The sequence below is a fragment of the Mycobacterium sp. 852002-51152_SCH6134967 genome (assembly GCF_001667105.1).
Classification (GTDB): domain Bacteria; phylum Actinomycetota; class Actinomycetes; order Mycobacteriales; family Mycobacteriaceae; genus Mycobacterium; species Mycobacterium neumannii_A.
Map to the genome: position 1 here is coordinate 57,583 of NZ_LZIK01000055.1, position 18,642 is coordinate 76,224.

Below are 18,642 nucleotides of genomic sequence, written 5' to 3' on the forward strand. Positions count from 1 at the left end.
GTCCGCGCTACGGACTACGGACAAATGGACTACGGGTTTTCAAGGGTCCCCTTTGTCTCGGCGGCGACGAACGTGAGTCGTGACACCCGCGAATCGAGGAGATCGGATCATGACCATCACGTCCCTTCCCGCCAGGACCGCCCCGGACCCAGAACTCGCCGCGCGGTTCGCCCGCGACGTTCAACCTCTGTTCGAGGTGCTGGCGCGGGGTGCTCGCCGGCTGGCCCGCAACGACGCGGATGCCGAGGACCTGCTGCAGGACGCGCTCCTGCACGCCTACAGCGGGTTCGAGTCCTTCCGGGAGGGCAGCAACCTCAAGGCGTGGCTGTTCCGCATCCTCTACAACCGCTGGGTCAGCGCGCACCGCTGCAAACAACGTCGCGTGACCGAAGTTCCGGCGGACAACATGACCGAAGGCGATTTGTTCGATTGCGCCGCACACCAGCCCGGCGGCCTGCGCTCGGCCGAGGTCGAGGTTCTCGACGCCCTGCCCCACGGTGACGTCAAAGCCGCGATGGCGGCGATGCCGGAGGGCTTCCGCGAGGTCCTGTACTACGCCGACGTCGAGGGATACACCTACGCCGAGACGGCCAGGATCCTCGACATCCCAATGGGCACCGTGATGTCGCGGATCTCGCGTGCCAGGCAGCGGATGCGCATCGCGCTGGCCCACCTCGCGCACGACCGCGCGGAAACCCTCGAAACCTGCATCGCCTGATCGGAGAACAGCAATGGAACTGGCTTACAAGAACGCATTGATCACCGGCGGCACGGCCGGGATCGGGCTCGCGTGCGCGCGGCTGTTCGCGCGCGAGGGAGCCGCGGTGATCATCACCGGCCGCGACCGTGAACGGGGGAAGCGGGCTGCATCGGACATCGAGGGCAACGTGCGCTTCGTCCAGGCCGACCTCTCGGACATGGATTCGGTCACGTCGCTGCTCGAGCAGGCCGGCGACGTCGACATCCTGGTCAACAACGCCGCCGCCTTCCCGGCCGCGACGACCGTCGACCAGCAGGTCGGCGCGTTCGAGCTGACCTTCGACACCAACGTGCGCGGTTCGTACTTCCTGGCTGCGGGTCTGGTGCCCGGGATGCTCCAGCGCGGACACGGTTCGATCGTCAACGTCACGACGATGGTCGCGTCCAAAGGTGTGCCGGGAGCGGGCGTTTACAGCGCGTCCAAGGCCGCCGTCGAGTCGCTGACCCGTACCTGGGCCGCCGAGTTCGGGCCCGGCGGTGTCCGCGTCAACAGCGTCGCCCCCGGCCCCACGAAAACCGAAGGCGTCGAGGCTGAATGGGGTGAGACCAACGAAGAGCTCGGCCGCGCGCTGCCGCTGGGGCGCACGGCGAAGCCCCGGGAGATCGCCGAGGCGGTGCTGTTTTTGGCCTCACCACGCGCGAGCTTCATCACCGGCTCGGTATTGCACGTCGACGGTGGCGGCTCGTCCACCTGACATAAACGATTGGAGGAGAATGACAATGACTGAAAAGCAGGACAACTCGTGGGAGAGCGCTTTGACCGTTGTGCAGGAGGCGCAGCCGTCGTTCATCCCCGCGGACGCGCACGCGATGACCGTCGTCGTCGACTACCCGCCGGGAAGCCCCGGCGCCCCACCACATCGCCACCCCGGTGGTCCCGCGTTCGGGTACATGCTCGAAGGCGAGATGCTGTTCGAGCTGGAAGGCCAACCGCCGCGGGTGATCCGGGCCGGTGAGGCATTCTGGGAACCCGGCGGCGACGTCATCCACTACTCCGATGCCAACAACCGCGACGACATGCGCTGTCGTTTCACCATGACGATGCTCTGCGTTCCTGATCAGCCGATGCTGGTGCTGGTCGACGAAGCAGAACTCGCAGCGCGCAGGCACTTGCGGGTGCCCGCCGAACCCACTGTGCAGGAGTGACTTTCGATGTCCAGAATTCTGTTGCAGACGACGATCTGCGCTCATCCGGAGGACTGGGACGTCTCCCGGTTCTCGATGCTCGCGGAGGAACTACGCGCCGCAGGCCACGAGGTGGTCGCTCGCAACCGGGTCGACGGTGACGACGATCCGGTGCTCAGCCATCTCGACCAGCTCGGCTATGACCAACTGTGGCTGATGGCCGTCGATGTCGGGAACGGGCTGACCGCGGCCGATGCCTCAGCGATCATGCGGTTCCGTTCTGCGGGCGGTGGTGTGCTCACCGCGCGTGACCACCAGGACCTCGGCTGTTGTCTCAACCGGCTCGGCTCACTCGGGCTCGTCAACGAGTTTCACGACGCGACAATCGATCCGGAGACGATGTGCGACGATCGGGACACCCCTGCCATCTCGTGGCCCAACTACCACTCGGGCGCCAACGGGGACTACCAGCGGGTGTTGACGTCCGAACCGGCGCATGAGCTGCTTCGCACCGATCGCACCGCCAGCGGCCGGATCGAGTGGTTTCCCGCGCATCCGCATGAGGGGCTGGTCTCGGCTGACGGCGTGCCGAACGCCACAGTGCTCGCGCAGGGGCGGAGTGCGACGACCGGCAGGGTGTTCAATCTCGCAGTTGTGGTCGACGGTGAGCGCGCTCCGGACGGTAGCCCGATGGGCCGGGCCGTCGCGCAGTCGACGTTCCATCACTTCGCCGACTACAACTGGGATATCGACTGCGGTGCACCGTCGTTCGTGACCGAGCGGCCCGGCTGGCAGATCAAGGACGATCCGTCGCGGCTGGATGCGTTCAAGGATTATGTCCGCAATGTCGCGGAGTGGTTGCATCCCGCGGCCCGGCTGGCGGTAGCGGTCTGAGGGCTTTCGGGCGCCGCGAGCGACCGCGCAATGTCGCCGATGCGCGGCGTGTCGCGGTGCAGACACGGTCGCTCGCGGGGAACCTACGAGCGCTTGCGGGCGCCGGCGCCGTAGATGATGTCGCTGCGGCCGGCGTCCCAGTGGTTCCGGAACACGACGTCGGAGATGGGCCGCCGACGTACCGGGCCGTGCTTGCCGCGGGGCCAGCCCACGACGATGTGCCCGGCCAGCGCCCACTCTTCGGGCACGCCGACCGCCGCCCGGATCAGCTTCTCACCCTCGTAGGACGCCCAGCTGGTGAAGCACGCCCCGAGGCCCTGCGCGCGAGCGGCCAGGTAGAAGTTCTGCATCGCAGGGAAGATCGACCCGCCCTGCAAGAACTCGGACGAGAACTCATTGCGGAACGCGGTGAAGAGCACCGAGGTGAGCTCGCCGGCACGGTCGTGAAGTTCGTAGGTGGCGCGGTTGTTTCGGCCGGCCCGGCTGTCGTCGTCGTCGGCGGGCCGGCTCATACCGTAGATCGACTCGATGGACCGCACCGCCGCCCGTGCGGCTTGTGCGACGACGGCCCGCTGTTCGGGGGAGTCGAGCACGACGAACCGCCACAGCTGCGCGTTGGCGCCGTTCGGAGCCCAGGTCGCGGCCTCTAGGCAGCGGTCAAGTGTCGCCGCGTCGACGGGCTCGTCGGTGAACCGGCGGATCGCCCGCGCGGTCGCCAGCGTCTCCCAGACATCGTTGGTGGGCTGCGACATGCTCCTCCGTCTATCGGTCGGCGTCTGCGCCTGTCAACTCACCGGACATGCGTGGCAGGAGTGTTGTCCGGCCCATAACGGGTATCTCCTATCCGCGAGACGAAGGAGGCCACGATGGCGAAGGATCACGGTTCCAGCGTCAAGAACGACAAACAGTACGAGGGTCTGCGCGAGAAGGGCATGAGCAAGTCGCGCGCGGCAGCCATCGCCAACACGCCCGGTGCATCGAAGAAGGGCGGCAAGAACTCCGGTGGCGGCAAGAAATCCGGCGGATCCAAGAAGAGCTGACGATGACTTTCGGCCGCTGAGTCGGTCATATCCTGCGAGAGCACCACCATCGCAGGAGGAACGATGTCCGTCCCGACTCAACCGGCCGCCCTACCGCCCGTCGTCGACCAGGCGACATGGCGTGCCGCCCTCGACGACCTGCGCCGCCGCGAGAAGGCGGCGACACGAGAACTGGACGCGATCGCCGCCCAGCGCAGACGCCTGCCCATGGTTCGCATGCCCGACTACACGCTGATCGGTGAGCACGGGCCCGTCCGACTGGCCGACGTGTTCGCGGGGCGCTCCCAGCTGATCGTCTACAACCACATGTGGTCCGACGGCGCAGAGTGGCAGTGCGGCGGCTGCACCGGGTTCACCTCGCAGTTCACCCGGCTGGAGTTCCTCGACAACTACGACGCCCGCTTCGTCATCGTCACCAACGGCCCGATCGACGAGGTGCTGGCCTACCGCACCAAGGTCGGCAACCGGATGGATTGGTACTCGTCGTCGGAGAGTTCGTTCGGCGCCGACGTCGACGCTCCACCCGGCGAAGGTTTCGCGGTCAACGTGTTCCTGCGAGACGGTGACACCGTTTACCGGACTTGGCACACCAACGGCCGCGGCACCGAACAGCTCAGCCACTCGTTCGCACTCATCGACCTCCTGCCGTGGGGCCGCCAGGAGGAGTGGCAGGATTCGCCCGAGGGATGGCCACAGCGGCCGACGTACTCGGGCTGGTTGGACTCGCCCGACATCGCGCGGGCCTACGGCCCCGGGCACTGATGGCTCCCCACCGGAACCCGGCGCGCACTGAGCCTCGCGGCCTGGCTTATGCGCAAGTGCCCACCTAGTAGCGAAAAATTCGCTGACAACGAATGTTTCGCTACTAGGCGGGCACTAGCTCAAATGGTCCCGAGCCCTGCAGAGCCCGGCTCCCCGCGCGGCTGCCGCCGTCAGGGCTGACGCATCGGTGGCATCCTGGCTCCATGGGATTGGTATGGGCCTGATCATCCGCCTGCTCGAGCTGCTGATCGTGCTCGTTCCGCTCGCGGGCGTGCTCTACGGCGGTTGGCGGGCGCTGACGGCGGCGCGCGCACGCCAGGACGCCGGTCGCGAGCAACCAGCCGACACCGCACCGCAGCCCGCCACCGGAACGGCAATGCAGTGGCAGGCGATCGCGCGGGCGGTCAAGGCGCACGACCGCACCGACACCCGATGGCTCGAGTACGAACTGGACGTCGCGAAGCTGCTCGACTACCCGTTGATGACCGACATGCGCGACCCGCTGACCGAGCGCTTCCACCGGACCAAGGTGCGCGCGGACCTGTTGCGCCCGGGCAAGGCCGAGGATCTGGTCGACGACACCGACGCGGCGCGCGAGTACGTCGACGCCGTCACCGACTACGTCACCGCGTTCGAGGCCGCCGAGACCGAGGCGGTCCGTCGTCGGCGCAGCGACTTCTCGGCACAGGATCAGCAGCGCATCGCCCGGGCCCAGAGCATGTTGCGCGTCGCGACCGACGCCGCGGCCACCCCGCAGGAACGCGAACGCGGCTACGAACTCGCCCGCCGCGAGCTCGAGGGCCTGGTGGTGCTGCCGGAGCGGGCGCGCGTCGCCATCGAGCGCGGTATCGCCGGCGAACTCGACCGCTGAGGGCGCGCTTAGACGCCGCGGCGCAGGAGTTCGACGAGCACCGCAGCCATGTCCGGAATTGCTTGGCGCGCAATGACTTCGTAGCCGTGTGTGCTGAGCGTGGGCAGGCACAGCAGTCCGGCCCGCGCCGTGAGCCCGCTGGCCTTGGCGTGCGAAGCGTCGGATTCGAACGCACCGAGGACCGCGGGCTGAGGCGACAGGCCGAGCTCGGTGGCGGCGTCGATGAGCGTATCGGCGACAGTTTTGTCGTAGATGGTTTCGGCGTCGCTGTAGGCGACGATCGGGCCGCCGCTGCACGAGGTCCCGTACTCCGCTTCGGCCGGACCGACCTCCAGCGCAATGGTCAGGTCACCGGGCAGCGCGCGGCTTGCATACGAGCCTCCGACACCGCCGACTTCCTCGGCGGTCGTGAAGACCAGATAGGTGTCGCGTGCCGGGCCTCGGTCCCCGGAAGCCAGCCGGCTCGCCACGTCGAGCAGTGCGGTGACCGCCGCGCGGTCGTCCATGAAGTAGCACCCGAGATAGTCCGGGCCGACGTCGGTCAGCGTGCGCTTGCTTTGGTGGATACACGCCCGCGTGCCCGCTTTGATACCGGCCTCGGCCAGTTCCTCGGGAGTGTGGCCGGTGAAGACATAGACATGAAGCCAGTCGAGCGCCTGATCCCCCTGGTCCGGTTTGGTCTCCCAGATCCGCTGGCTCTCCTTGGTGGTGTGCTCGGAGCCGAGGGTCAGCACGCCGCCCACGGTGCGCTGGTCGCCGAGCAGCGCGACCGGTCCGAGGCCGAAGTTTCCCGGATACATCGTGCCCAGGGGCGTCATGTGCAGGGTGCCGTCGGGCTCGATCCGTTTGACGAGCATCGACAGCTCATCCATGTGGGCCATCACGCGGATCGGCTGCGCCTCGCGGTCGTTGCCGTGGAGCAGGCCGATCAGGTTGCCCGCTTCGTCGACCCACATCTCGTCGACATGCGGCTCGAGCTCGCGTCGGCACACCTCCCGCACGGCGTCTTCCTGACCGCAGGGGCCGTACGCGTGGAGCAGTTCCTGCAACAGGTCACGGCGCAGCGTCTCGTCGGGCATAGATCTTGAATTGCCGAGACCGCGTCGGCCTAACCCCCGCGACCGGTTGACGCGCCTCAGGCCACCGGCGGATGCGGATACGGCGGCGGAACCGGCACGCACAACCCGGTGCTGGTGTCCAGGGCCTTACCGTCGACGCAGAACGACGCGCAACCGTAGATGACGCCCGTCTGGCCCGGCGGACAGCAACAGTTGCCCGGCTGGGCCGAAGCGATGACGGGGGAGACCGGCACGGCCAGTGCCGCCGCGAAGAGCCCCGCGATCAGTGACCGTCGCAACATCATGAGGGCAGTCTAGGTCGGCTGGCTCAGGTCCCACAGAAGGTTCGGTACTTCCCGAAGTCCTCGGGTGCGGGTTCGGCGTACCGCTGTAGACCTGGGCGCTCGTCATACGGCGCGGTCACCGCGTCCAGGAGCCGGTACAGCGGGTCGAGGTCGCCTTCGGTCGCGGCCGTCAACGCCTCCTCGACCAGATGGTTGCGAGGGATGTAGACCGGGTTGACGCGGTCCATCACCGTCGCGTCGGGCCGCAACGCATGCCACCGCGACAGCCACTCGTCGAACGTGGCGAGGTCGAGGAACAGGCCGCGTGCGGGTTCGTCGTCACCGCGGGCCGCATGCGCGAGCTGGCGGAAGAACGACGTGAAGTCGACGTGGCTCTGGTGCAACTGGGCGATCAGGTCGTTCATCAACGGCACCGCGATCTCGTCGGGCGTGGTGTCGGCCAACCCGAGCTTGGCGCACATGCCCGCCGACAACGCGTCCTGGAACTTGGGCGCAAAACCACCGAGGCTGCCCTCGGCGATCGCGATCGCCTGCTGTTGGTCGTCGGCGAACAACGGCAGCAGCGCCTCGGCCAGCCGGGCCAGGTTCCACACCGCGATCGCCGGCTGGTTGCCGTAGGCGTAGCGGCCCCACGAGTCGATCGAGCTGAACACCGTCTCGGGGTCGTAGGCCTCCATGAACGCGCACGGCCCGTAGTCGATGGTCTCCCCGGAGATCGTCGTGTTGTCGGTGTTCATCACGCCGTGCACGAAGCCGACCAGCATCCACTTGGCGATCAGTGCCGCCTGCACCGCGATCACTGATTCGAACAACGCGACATAGGGGTTGCCCGCGTCGGCGGCCCCGGGATGGTGCCGCTGGATCGCGTGGTCGGCCAGGCGCCGCAAGAGGTCCACGTCGCCGGTGTTCGCGGCGTACTGGAAGGTGCCGACGCGCAGATGGCTGCGGGCCACCCGCGACAGCACGGCACCGGGTAGCGGCGTCTCGCGCTGCACCTGGCGTCCGGTCGCGACCACCGCCAACGAGCGGGTGGTCGGAATCCCCATCGCGTGCATCGCCTCGCTGACGATGTACTCGCGCAGCATCGGGCCGACGGCGGCCAACCCGTCGCCGCCGCGTGCGAACGGCGTCGCACCCGAACCCTTCAGATGCAGGTCGCGAAGCTCTCCGGAGGTCGTCGTGAGTTCGCCGAGCAGCAGCGCGCGCCCGTCGCCCAGCCGGGGGACGTACCCACCGAACTGGTGACCGGCATAGGCCTGTGCGACCGGGTTCGCGCCGTCGGGAACCTGCGTGCCGACCAGTAGCCGCAGGCCGTCGGCGCTGCGCAGCCAGTCGGCGTCGATGCCGAGTTCGGCGGCCAGCGGTTCGTTGAGGACGAGCAGGCGCGGGTCGGGAGCCGATTCAGCCTGCCAACGGACCGCCAGCTCGGGTAGGTCGCTGGCGTAACGGTCGGCGAAGGTGACGGCGGTGGGTGCGATGCTCACCCTTTCCACAGTACGAGGGGCGCGGCGCGTCCTCATTTGTGTAACTGGCGACGGTGCGGGGGCCTAGTTCGTCGTCAGATTCACAAACGAGCCGAGGTCGAAGTTCCCAGCAGGGCACCCCACTCGGTGAGCACCGCTGTTCGCGCCGCCGCGTTCACACATTCCCCTGTGCCGCTTGCGGCGGTGACCAGCGCGTCGGCGAGCGTGAACAAAGGCACCCGATGGTGTTGCGCCGCGCGGATAATCTCGCGGAACGCCTCGTCGACCGTGCAGTGGCGAAGCGCGATGAGAACGCCTTCCGCGGTGTCCAGGCATTGTCGTCCGGGAGTCATGGCCCCGTTGGTACCAACCGCAGTCGGCACACAGTTGATCAGACGCTGGGAATCGACTGGGAGCCCTCGGTCTGCGGAGCCGGAACGGGTCCAAAGGTGCTGTCTGTATGGTGAGGCTTCCTGGCGAGCGCGGATGGTGGTCAAAGAAGACCTGCCGCGCGCGGGAAGTAACCGTCGGATGAGGAGCAGCCCGGTGACGCTGAACACCATCGCGCTTGAACTCGTGCCGCCGAACGTCGAGCGTGGGCACGAGCAGGCGTTGGAGGATGCGCAGAAGGTACTGCGATGCTCCGCGGAAACCGGACTCGACGGCCGCATCAAGCACGTGATGATCCCCGGCATGATCGAGGAAGACGACGACCGTCCGATCGAGATGAAACCCAAGATGGATGTGCTCGACTTCTGGGCGATCATCACCCCCGAGCTGTCCGGGATGAACGGGCTGTGCACCCAGGTCACAGCGTTCATGGACGAACCGACGTTGCGTCGGCGGCTGACCGATCTGTCCAGCGCCGGGTTCGACGGCATCGCGTTCGTCGGGGTGCCGCGCACAATGAGCGACGGCGAGGGCACCGGCGTCGCCCCGACCGACGCGCTGTCGATCTACTCCGACGTGGTGCCCAACCGCGGGGCGATCCTCATCCCAACCCGCGACGGCGAGCAGGGCCGGTTCCGATTCAAGTGCGATCAGGGCGCCACCTACGGCATGACCCAGTTGCTGTACTCCGACGCGATCGTCGGGTTCCTGCGCGACTTCGCCGAGCAGACCGATCACCGGCCCGAGATCCTGCTGTCGTTCGGTTTCGTGCCCAAGCTGGAGAGCAAGGTCGGCCTGATCAACTGGCTGATCCAGGATCCGGGTAACGCCGCCGTCGCCGCCGAGCAGGAGTTCGTCAAGAAGCTCGCCTCCACCGAGCCGGCGGAGAAGCGCAAACTGATGCTCGACCTGTACAAACGCGTCATCGACGGTGTCGGCGACCTCGGATTCCCGCTGAGCATCCACCTCGAGGCCACCTACGGCGTGTCCACCCCGGCCTTCGAGACGTTCGCCGAGATGCTCGACTACTGGGCGCCCGACAAGCCCTGACGGTCTACGCCCCCGGCAGCGGAAAGACCAAGCGGCACGGTACGGCCCGGCTGGGACCGCACCGTGCCGGTTGCGTCACGACGCCTGACGCGTCGGCATGATCGTCAGCTGTTGCACGTTCACCCGCGCCGGCTGGGCGACCAGGAAGTCGATCGCCGCCGCGACGTCGGCGGGGTCCAGCCACTCGATGTGGTCGCGGGTGCCGTCCAGCCATTCCGTGGCACCGGTATCGGTGACGTGATCCTGCAACTCGGTTTCGACGATGCCGGGCTCGATGGCCGAGACCCGCACGTTCTTGGCGCCGAGTTCGGCGCGCAGCGTGCGCGACATGTGTGTGACGAACGCCTTCGTGCCCGAGTACACCGCGAAGTTCGGGAAGATGTTCTGCGCGCCGATGGACGAGGTGTTGATCAGGTCAGCGACGCCCTTGTCTTCGGCCGACTTCACCAGCTGGGGAACGAACGCGCCGATCGCGTTCATCAGCCCGGCGACGTTGAGGTCGATCTGCTGCTGCCACTGGTCAAAGCGCTGTTCGTCGATCGGCGCGGGCAGCATGACCCCGGCGTTGTTGAACAGCACATCGACCGTGCCGAGTTCGTCGGCCACCCGCTCGGCGGCCGCCTGTACCGCGGCGGCGTCGGTGACGTCGACGGCCAGGGCCAGCGCGGTGCCACCCGCCTCGGCGATCTCGGCAGCCAGCTTCTCGAGCCGGTCGGCCCGGCGGGCCAAAAGGGCGACCTTCGCGCCGGACGCGGCCAGGCGCTTGGCGGTCGCCTCACCGATGCCGCTCGATGCGCCGGTGACGACGGCGACGCGGCCGGACAGCGGGGCGGTGGTCTCGGTTGGGTTCTGGATTGCGGTTGTCATCTGTGGACCTTTCCTCCTGTCGGTGGCGGCGGTAGTGCCGCACACTCGAGACAACAACCCCTGGGGGCCCTCTGAGCGGCCAAAACGAGCCCCGCTATACCCCGGTTCGGCGTACCTAGGTCTGGCAGACCCACGTTTGGCGCGGCTCGACGCCGCCGCTGCGGCCACACTGGGTGCATGGACCACAACGCCGAGCTCAAGGAGTTCCTGCGGACGCGCCGCGCACGCCTGCGCGTCGAGGACGTGGAGATCGGCGGGACCAGCAGGGTGCGACGGGTACCGGGCCTGCGCCGCGAGGAGGTCGCACAGTTGGCCGGTGTGAGCGTGGACTACTACAGCCGCCTCGAACAGGGTCGCCACCTCAACGTCTCCGACGAGGTACTCGACGCCGTGGCACGCGCGTTGCGGCTCGACGACGTCGAGCGGGCCTACCTGTTCCAGATCGCGCGGGTGAACACGCGCCGCACCCGTCGGCGCCCCGCGCCCGTGCAGCGGGTCCGGCCGGGCATCCGCCGGGTGCTCGAGACGCTCGACGACGTGACACCGGCCTTCGTATTCGGCCGTCGGATGGACATGCTGGCGGCCAACCGGCTGGCGCGGGCGTTGATCGGTGACTTCGAGGCCCTGCCCCCGCGCGAGCGAAACTTGTTGCGGTTCACCTTCCTCGACGAATCCGCCCGCGAGCTCTACACCGACTGGGAAGAGGTGGCCCGCGACAACGTCGCGATACTGCGCCTGGACGCAGGCAGGCATCCCGACGACCCGCTGCTGACCGAACTGGTCGGCGAACTCGCCGTCAAGAGTGACGAGTTCCGCCGGTGGTGGGCCGACCACAACGTCCGCGAACGCACGCACGGGGTCAAGCGCTACCACCACCCGTTGGTGGGTGACCTGGCGCTCAACTACGAGAGCGTCGCCGTGCTCGGCGACCCGGACCAGACGTTGTGCATCTACACCGCCGATCCCGGCTCGCCATCGGAGACCGCCCTTCGCCTGTTGGCCAACTGGACGGGCACCCCGTCGAGCGCCGACAGCGACGCCGACCTGCCGACGCCCTGACCGGCCGCCTATCCTGGCCGGAGTGTCCGGCCCGTCTGTCGCTGAGCTTCGCAAGCGCCTCGACGGGCTGACCGTCCGCGACGCGGCCCGCTTCGGCAGGCGCCTGCGTCAACTGCGCGGCGCGCCTCCGGAGAAGCTCGCCAAAATCGCCGAGCAGATCGCCGCCGCGGAAGCGGTCGTCGCGACCCGCGCCGCCGCGGTCCCGACGATCTCCTACCCCGAGCTTCCGGTCAGCGAACGCCGCGACGAGATCGCCAAGGCGATCTCCGAACACCAGGTGGTGATCGTCGCCGGCGAAACCGGTTCGGGGAAGACGACCCAGCTGCCCAAGATCTGCCTCGACATCGGCCGCGGTGTGCGCGGCACGATCGGGCACACCCAACCGCGACGCCTTGCCGCCCGCACCGTCGCCCAGCGCATCGCCGACGAGGTCGGCAGCCCGCTCGGCGACACGATCGGCTACACGGTGCGCTTCACCGACCAGGCCAGCGATCGCACCCTGGTCAAGCTGATGACCGACGGCATCCTGCTCGCCGAGATCCAGCGTGACCGCCGACTGCTGCGCTACGACACCCTGATCCTCGACGAGGCCCATGAGCGCAGCCTCAACATCGACTTCCTGCTCGGATACCTTCGGGGGCTTCTGCCTCAGCGGCCCGACCTCAAGCTGATCGTCACCTCCGCGACGATCGAACCGGAGCGCTTCGCGGCCCACTTCACCGGTGCGCCGATCGTCGAGGTGTCCGGGCGCACCTATCCGGTCGAAATACGGTACCGCCCTTTGGAAGTCACCGTCCCCGTCGACGAGAGCGATGACCCCGACGATCCCGACCACGAGGTGGTGCGCACGCAGACGCGCGACCAGACCGAGGCGATCATCGACGCCATCGCCGAGTTGGAGAACGAACCGCCCGGCGACGTGTTGGTGTTCCTGTCGGGTGAGCGGGAGATCCGTGACACCAGTGAGGTGCTGCGCGGATTGGTCGGTGCCACCACCGAAGTGCTACCGCTGTACGCGCGGTTGCCGACGGCCGACCAACAGCGGGTGTTCGCGCCCCGCCACACCGGCCGCCGCATCGTGCTCGCGACCAACGTCGCCGAGACGTCGCTCACGGTGCCCGGCATCCGCTACGTCGTCGACCCGGGCACCGCCCGCATCTCCCGCTACAGCCGCAGGACCAAGGTGCAGCGGCTGCCGATCGAGCCGATCTCCCAGGCCTCGGCCGCGCAGCGGGCCGGGCGGTCCGGACGCACGGCGCCTGGGGTCTGTATCCGCCTGTACTCCGAGGAGGACTTCGCGGCGCGGCCGCGCTACACCGAGCCGGAGATCCTGCGGACCAACCTGGCCGCGGTGATCCTGCAGATGGCGGCCCTCGGGCTGGGCCAGATCGAGACCTTTCCGTTCCTGGACCCGCCGGACCGGCGCAGCATCCGCGACGGTGTGCAGCTGTTGCAGGAACTCGGCGCGTTCGACGGCGACGGCACGATCACCGATGTCGGCCGCAGGCTCGCGCAGCTTCCCGTCGACCCCCGTCTGGGCCGCATGATCCTGCAGGCCGACACCGAGGGCTGCGTGCGCGAGATCCTCGTGCTGGCCGCGGCGCTGTCGATCCCCGACCCTCGGGAGCGGCCCGCCGACCGCGAGGACGCCGCGCGGCAGAAACACGCCAGATTCGCCGACGAGCATTCCGACTTCGTGTCGTACCTCAACCTGTGGCGGTACCTCGGCGAGCAGCGCAAAGAACTGTCCGGCAATGCGTTTCGGCGGATATGCCGTGACGAGTTCCTGCACTATCTGCGGATCCGGGAGTGGCAGGACCTCACCGGCCAGCTGCGCAGCATCGCGCGAGACCTCGGAATCAGGGAGTCCGACGAGCCCGCCGACCCGGCAAGCGTGCACGCGGCACTTCTGGCCGGCCTGCTGTCGCATATCGGGCTGCGCGACGGCGACGGCCGCGAATACCAGGGCGCCCGCAACTCCAAGTTCGTCCTGGCGCCCGGGTCGGTGCTCACGAAGCGCCCACCGCGCTGGATCGTCGTCGCCGACCTCGTCGAAACCAGCCGGCTGTTCGGCCGCATCGGGGCCCGTATCCAACCCGAAGTCGTTGAGCGCATCGCGGGCGATCTGGTGCAGCGCACCTACAGCGAACCGCACTGGGACGCCCAGCGCGGAGCGGTGATGGCCTACGAGCGGGTGACGCTCTACGGGCTGCCGCTGGTTGCCCGTCGCCGGGTCGGCTACTCGCAGATCGAACCGGAACTGGCGCGCGACTTGTTCATCCGGCACGCGTTGGTCGAGGGCGACTGGCAGACGCGGCACCACTTCTTCCGCGACAACGCCCGCCTGCGCGAGGAACTCGAGGAACTGGAGGAGAAGGCCCGCCGACGCGACCTGCTGGTCGGCGACGAGGAGATCTTCGCGTTCTACGACGCCCGCGTCCCGGCGGATGTGGTGTCCGCGCGGCACTTCGACGCATGGTGGAAAAAGCAGCGCCACGTCACCCCGGAGCTGCTCACGTTCACCCGCGACGATCTGCTGCGTACCGAGGACGCGGTCGATGGCCAGCCCGACGCGTGGCGAGCGGGCGACTTGGCGCTGCCGCTGAGCTACCGCTTCGAGCCGGGAGCCGAGGACGACGGTGTGACCGTGCACGTGCCCGTGGGGGTGCTGGCCCGGCTCGGCGGCGACGAGTTCGCCTGGCAGGTACCGGCATTGCGTGAGGAGCTGGTCACCGCCTTGATTCGCTCTCTGCCGAAAGACTTGCGGCGCAACTTCGTTCCCGCACCTGACACGGCGCGCGCGGTGCTCGGCGCGATCACTCCGGGAGCCGAGCCGCTGCTCGAGGCCGTGCAGCGTGAACTGCACCGCCGCACCGGCGTGCTGGTGCCGATCGACGCGTTCGACCTCGACAAGCTGCCGTCGCACCTGCGCGTCACCTTCGCCGTCGAAGGCGCCGACGGCGCCGAATTGGCCCGGGGTAAAGACCTTGACGCGCTGCAGCATGAACTCGCCGCGCCGGTCCGGCGCGCGGTCGCCGATGCGGTGGGCGGCCTTGAGCGCACCGGATTGCGCACGTGGCCAGACGATCTCGACGAGGTGCCGCGCACTGTCGAGCGGACCGCCGGCGGCCACACCGTGCGCGGATATCCAGCGCTGGCCGACAAGGGAGACGCCGTCGACCTGCATGTGTTCCCGACCGCGGCCGAACAACAGGCGTCGATGGGGCCCGGCACCCGCAGGTTGTTGCGCCTCGCGGTGCCGTCACCCGTGAAAGCCGTTGAACGAGGACTGCAGCCGCGCACCAAGCTCGTCCTCGGCGCCAATCCCGACGGGTCTCTGCAGGCGCTGATCGAGGACTGCGCCGACGCCGCAACCGATATGCTCGCACCCGCGCCGGCGTGGACCCGCGAGGAGTTCACCGCGCTGCGCGACCGCGTCGCCGCCGACCTGGTGGCCACGACGGCCGGAATCGTCACCCGCGTCGAGAAGGTGCTCGCGGCAGCGCACGACGTCGAAATGGCGTTGCCGCCGGCGCCGTCGGCCACGCAGGCCGACGCGATCGCCGACATCCGCGCACAGCTGGACCGGTTGTTGCCGCGCGGCTTCGTCGCGGCCACCGGCGCCGCACACCTGGCCGACCTGACCCGCTATCTGCTTGCCATCGGCAGGCGGCTGGAGCGACTGCCGCACGCGCCCGCCGCCGACCGCGAGCGGATGGACCGCGTACATGCGGTCGAAGACGCGTACGACGAGCTGGTGCGCGCATTGTCACGCGCGCGCGCCGCCGGCGCCGACATCCGCGACATCGGCAGGCAGATCGAGGAACTCCGCGTCAGCCTGTGGGCGCAACAGCTGGGCACGCCCCGCCCGGTCAGCGAGCAGCGGATCTACCGCGCGATCGACGCGGCGCTGGCCAGCTGAGAGCCATATAGCGGCACGACGCCCGCGCATCCGGTAGGCATGTGACCTATGTATGCCTCGCTGGTCCGGCGCGCGGCCGCCGTCCTGCTCGCGGTCGCGACGGTGTCGTGCGGCGGCTCGTCGCCGCCCGCCCAGAGCGACACCCCCACCCCGTCGGGATCTGCGCCGGTGATCAAACCCGTTGTTCTTGAGGAGATTCCGCACGACGTCACCGCGTGGACGCAGGGCCTCGAGCTCGACGGGGACATCCTGTACGAAGGCACGGGCATCGTGGGCCAATCGCAGATACGCGAACTCGACCCGGCCACCGGTGCGGTGCGGCGCGCGGCACCGGCCCCGAACAACTACTACGGCGAGGGCATCACCGTCGTCGGCGACCGCATCTGGGAGCTGACGTGGCGCAACGGGGTGGCGGTGGAATGGGACAGGGCCACCCTGACCCCGGTGCGAGAGGCCGCGGTCGACGGGGAGGGCTGGGGTCTGTGTCACGACGGTGACCGGCTGGTCCGCAGCGACGGCACCGACCGGCTGCGATTCCACGACCCGGCGACCTTCGCCGAGACCGGTTCGGTGGCCGTCACCCGCGACGACCAGCCGCTGCGCAATCTCAACGAGCTCGAGTGCGTCGACGGCCAGGTCTGGGCCAACGTCTGGCACTCCGAGGAGATCGTGCGCATCGATCCGGCGACGGGCAGGGTCAACACCGTCGTCGACGCCGCCGGGCTGTGGCCCGGTCAGGGCGACGACCGGGAGAAGGTGCTCAACGGCATCGCGCACGTCGGCGGCGACGAGTACCTGCTGACCGGCAAGTTCTGGCCGACCATGTACCGGGTTCGGCTCGACCCGCCGAGCTGAGGGTTTGCGCCGCGGTCGAACCGTCAACGTAGCGGTCATGACCGCTCTCGACACCACCAGGGACGCGACGCGGCTCGTCGCGGGGCCCATCGCGGGCGTCTACCGGCGCACCGGCGCCGATCTGCCCTTCGGCGATCCGCTGACCTCGCACGGCACGGAGATGGAGGGCTGGTTCTGGCGCCTGACCGATGCCGCGTCGGGACGCGCCGTGGTGGCATTGTTCAGCGTCAACCAGCATCCCGACGGGGACTGGGCGACCACCGCGGTGGCGTTGCATCCTGGCGGGCGGGTGTACAGCGCGGCGTTGGACGGCGCCTGCGCCGGCGCGGACCCGTTTCGGCTCGGCGCGGACGACGGACGGTTCCACGCGACATACGACCGGCTGCTCGCCGACCTTCCCGGTGTGCGCGTCGACATGCGCTTCGACGACCCGGTCCGCTGGCCCAAGGCGCTGGCTGGCGGCGGGCTCGCCTCGGTCGTACCGTTCCTCAACCAGTACTGGCATCCGTACCGGCTCGGTGGATCCGCCACCGGCACCGTCGAATTCGACGGTGAGCGCTGGGAGTTCGACCACGCCAAGCTCTACACCGAACGCAACTGGGGTGCGGGCTTCCCGCAGCGGTGGTGGTGGGGTCAGGCACATGACTTCGGCGACGCCGACGTCTCGGTGGCGTTCTCCGGTGGACTGCTCGCGCTCGGACTGCTCAAACAGGACGTCGCAGGTGTCGTGGTCCGCCTCGGAAACAAGGTGCTGCGCTTGACCCCGCCGACGGCCTGGGTGCGCTCGGACATCGGCGACGGCACGTGGCGGCTGCGCGCGATGTCGCTTCGGTATCAGGTCGAATTGCACGGCGACGGCACGCATCTCGACCCGCATGTACTTCCGGTGCCCCTGCCCGCCGAGCGGCGCAACGTCGACACCGACTTCGAACACCTCGCAGGCAGGTTGCGCTGCGTCGTGAAGGATTTCGGCCGGGTGATCTTCGACGGGCAGTCCGAGATCGCGGGTCTGGAGGTCGGCAGCCTGCCCGGTGACTAGGGTGACCGAATGCGACTGGGCAGGATCGGCGGGCGGTGACCCGCCCTCGGGTGGTCGTCGCGGGCCTCGGCGACAGCGGTGTGCTGACCGCGATCAAACTCGCCCGGCACGCCGACGTCGTCGGTGTCTCCGCCAAACCGGGGCTGCTCAGCGGCCAGGAACTCGGCATGCGCATCAGCAGGCCGCAGGATTGGGCCCGCTACAACTGGATTCCGTTCCACCGATTCCGCGGACTCGACCACGTCCGCACCGTGCACGGCACGCTGACCGGGCTCGACCGGGCGGCCCGGAAAGTGTTCGTCGAGATCGCCGACGGCGGCACTGTCGCCGAACCCTATGACGCCCTGGTGGTCTCGACCGGGGTCAGCAACGGCTTCTGGCGGCGACCGCATCTGCAGTCGGCCGACGAGATCACCACCGAACTCGGTGCGGCACACCGGCGAATGGGATCGGCGCGGTCGGTGATCGTCATCGGCGGAGGCGCCGCCGCGGTCAGCAGCGCCGCCAACCTGGCCAAGGCGTGGCCCGACAAACGCGTCGACCTCTTTTTCCCTGCAGAGCGTGCCCTTGTGCACCATCACCCGCGGGTGTGGCAGCAGATCAGCCGTCAGCTGACCGGCCTCGGCGTCGGCCTGCACGCGGGCCATCGCGCGGTGCTCCCGGTCGGTTTCGCGTGCGACGAGATCACCGACGCACCGGTGCAGTGGAGCACCGGGCAGCCGGCGGCGTCGGCCGACGCGGTGCTGTGGGCCATCGGCCGGGTCTCACCCAACACGCAGTGGCTGCCGCCCGAGTTGCTCGACGAGCACGGCTTCGTGCGTGTCACCCCCGAACTCCAGGTGCCCGGCGCGCCCGGTGTATTCGCGGTGGGCGACGTCGCCGCGACCGACCCGCTGCGAAGCTCGGCCCGCAACCGCGCCGACGGGCTGCTCGCCCACAACATCCGCGCCCACTTCGCCGGCAGACCGCTGCGCGCGTATCGCCCCGCGAGCCGGCGGTGGGGTTCGGTGCTCGGACCGCAGCCCGACGGGCTCGAGGTGTTCACCCCGAAGGGGCAGGCGTTCCGATTCCCCGGCTGGTCGATCGACCGCGTGCTGATGCCGTGGATCGTCTGGCGCGGCTTCTACCGCGGCGTGCGCTCGGATTCTTCCCGCCGAAACTGAAGATATGCCGCAAGCTGCGG

At 68.7% G+C, this 18,642-nt stretch carries 19 protein-coding genes; 13 read left to right on the plus strand and 6 right to left on the minus strand.

Annotated elements, in window-relative coordinates; translation table 11 throughout:
* The first annotated feature begins 109 nt into the window (after window positions 1-109).
* Genes A5790_RS16625 through A5790_RS16640 form a run of 4 tightly spaced genes read left to right on the plus strand, consistent with a single transcriptional unit; the run spans window position 110 to window position 2,778 of the window.
* A complete protein-coding gene (locus tag A5790_RS16625) occupies window positions 110-718 on the plus strand; it encodes a sigma-70 family RNA polymerase sigma factor (RefSeq protein WP_066846404.1) in 609 nt (202 codons plus the stop codon).
* 13 nt (window positions 719-731) lie between these two features.
* Window positions 732-1,454, plus strand: coding sequence for an SDR family NAD(P)-dependent oxidoreductase (locus tag A5790_RS16630; RefSeq protein WP_066846407.1), 723 nt, complete (start codon window positions 732-734; stop codon window positions 1,452-1,454).
* A gap of 19 nt (window positions 1,455-1,473) precedes the next feature.
* Window positions 1,474-1,905 carry a cupin domain-containing protein gene (locus A5790_RS16635; RefSeq protein ID WP_066846410.1) on the plus strand — a complete coding sequence of 144 codons (432 nt, stop codon included), beginning with the start codon at window positions 1,474-1,476 and terminating at the stop codon, window positions 1,903-1,905.
* Between the two features lie 6 nt (window positions 1,906-1,911).
* Window positions 1,912-2,778 (plus strand): hypothetical protein, encoded by an 867-nt coding sequence (locus tag A5790_RS16640; protein ID WP_066846413.1) that lies wholly within the window; start codon window positions 1,912-1,914, stop codon window positions 2,776-2,778.
* Window positions 2,779-2,861: 83 nt separating this feature from the next.
* Here the strand turns inward: A5790_RS16640 and A5790_RS16645 are convergent, their stop codons facing one another.
* Window positions 2,862-3,530, minus strand: a complete 669-nt coding sequence (locus tag A5790_RS16645) for a nitroreductase family protein (protein WP_066846415.1) — start codon at window positions 3,528-3,530, stop codon at window positions 2,862-2,864.
* A 114-nt stretch (window positions 3,531-3,644) separates the two neighbouring features.
* Between A5790_RS16645 and A5790_RS26025 the strand changes: the two genes are divergently transcribed.
* The 3 genes from A5790_RS26025 (at window position 3,645) to A5790_RS16655 (ending at window position 5,451) form a co-directional block, all read left to right on the plus strand.
* Window positions 3,645-3,818: a hypothetical protein gene (locus tag A5790_RS26025; RefSeq protein WP_164674041.1), complete on the plus strand. Its 174-nt coding sequence runs from the start codon at window positions 3,645-3,647 to the stop codon at window positions 3,816-3,818.
* Window positions 3,819-3,881: 63 nt separating this feature from the next.
* Entirely contained in the window at window positions 3,882-4,580 is a 699-nt protein-coding gene (locus A5790_RS16650; RefSeq protein ID WP_066846418.1) for a DUF899 family protein, read from the plus strand.
* Between the two features lie 214 nt (window positions 4,581-4,794).
* Window positions 4,795-5,451: a hypothetical protein gene (locus A5790_RS16655; protein WP_066846421.1), complete on the plus strand. Its 657-nt coding sequence runs from the start codon at window positions 4,795-4,797 to the stop codon at window positions 5,449-5,451.
* Between the two features lie 8 nt (window positions 5,452-5,459).
* Here the strand turns inward: A5790_RS16655 and A5790_RS16660 are convergent, their stop codons facing one another.
* From A5790_RS16660 to A5790_RS16675, 4 genes are all read right to left on the minus strand, one after another.
* Window positions 5,460-6,530, minus strand: a complete 1,071-nt coding sequence (locus A5790_RS16660; RefSeq protein ID WP_066846424.1) for a M42 family metallopeptidase — start codon at window positions 6,528-6,530, stop codon at window positions 5,460-5,462.
* Window positions 6,531-6,586: 56 nt separating this feature from the next.
* Window positions 6,587-6,814 (minus strand): hypothetical protein, encoded by a 228-nt coding sequence (locus A5790_RS16665; RefSeq protein WP_066846428.1) that lies wholly within the window; start codon window positions 6,812-6,814, stop codon window positions 6,587-6,589.
* Window positions 6,815-6,837: 23 nt separating this feature from the next.
* On the minus strand, window positions 6,838-8,298 hold the full coding sequence (locus A5790_RS16670) for a YdiU family protein (RefSeq protein ID WP_066846431.1): 1,461 nt from the start codon (window positions 8,296-8,298) through the stop codon (window positions 6,838-6,840).
* An 80-nt stretch (window positions 8,299-8,378) separates the two neighbouring features.
* Window positions 8,379-8,630, minus strand: a complete 252-nt coding sequence (locus tag A5790_RS16675; RefSeq protein WP_066846434.1) for an ANTAR domain-containing protein — start codon at window positions 8,628-8,630, stop codon at window positions 8,379-8,381.
* A 193-nt stretch (window positions 8,631-8,823) separates the two neighbouring features.
* On the opposite strand from A5790_RS16675, the gene A5790_RS16680 reads away from it, so the two are divergent.
* Window positions 8,824-9,717 carry a mycobacterial-type methylenetetrahydrofolate reductase gene (locus A5790_RS16680; protein WP_066846437.1) on the plus strand — a complete coding sequence of 298 codons (894 nt, stop codon included), beginning with the start codon at window positions 8,824-8,826 and terminating at the stop codon, window positions 9,715-9,717.
* Between the two features lie 75 nt (window positions 9,718-9,792).
* Here the strand turns inward: A5790_RS16680 and A5790_RS16685 are convergent, their stop codons facing one another.
* Window positions 9,793-10,584 (minus strand): SDR family oxidoreductase, encoded by a 792-nt coding sequence (locus tag A5790_RS16685; protein WP_066846440.1) that lies wholly within the window; start codon window positions 10,582-10,584, stop codon window positions 9,793-9,795.
* 177 nt (window positions 10,585-10,761) lie between these two features.
* Between A5790_RS16685 and A5790_RS16690 the strand changes: the two genes are divergently transcribed.
* From A5790_RS16690 to A5790_RS16710, 5 genes are read left to right on the plus strand one after another with little or no spacing between them, the layout of a single operon-like run.
* On the plus strand, window positions 10,762-11,643 hold the full coding sequence (locus A5790_RS16690; RefSeq protein ID WP_066846443.1) for a helix-turn-helix transcriptional regulator: 882 nt from the start codon (window positions 10,762-10,764) through the stop codon (window positions 11,641-11,643).
* A 22-nt stretch (window positions 11,644-11,665) separates the two neighbouring features.
* Entirely contained in the window at window positions 11,666-15,565 is a 3,900-nt protein-coding gene (gene hrpA, locus A5790_RS16695; RefSeq protein WP_066846446.1) for an ATP-dependent RNA helicase HrpA, read from the plus strand.
* A 48-nt stretch (window positions 15,566-15,613) separates the two neighbouring features.
* Window positions 15,614-16,420: a glutaminyl-peptide cyclotransferase gene (locus A5790_RS16700; RefSeq protein WP_066846449.1), complete on the plus strand. Its 807-nt coding sequence runs from the start codon at window positions 15,614-15,616 to the stop codon at window positions 16,418-16,420.
* Window positions 16,421-16,457: 37 nt separating this feature from the next.
* A complete protein-coding gene (locus tag A5790_RS16705) occupies window positions 16,458-17,459 on the plus strand; it encodes a tocopherol cyclase family protein (RefSeq protein WP_082961759.1) in 1,002 nt (333 codons plus the stop codon).
* Between the two features lie 35 nt (window positions 17,460-17,494).
* Window positions 17,495-18,622, plus strand: a complete 1,128-nt coding sequence (locus tag A5790_RS16710) for an FAD-dependent oxidoreductase (protein ID WP_066846452.1) — start codon at window positions 17,495-17,497, stop codon at window positions 18,620-18,622.
* The last annotated feature ends 20 nt before the right edge of the window (window positions 18,623-18,642 follow it).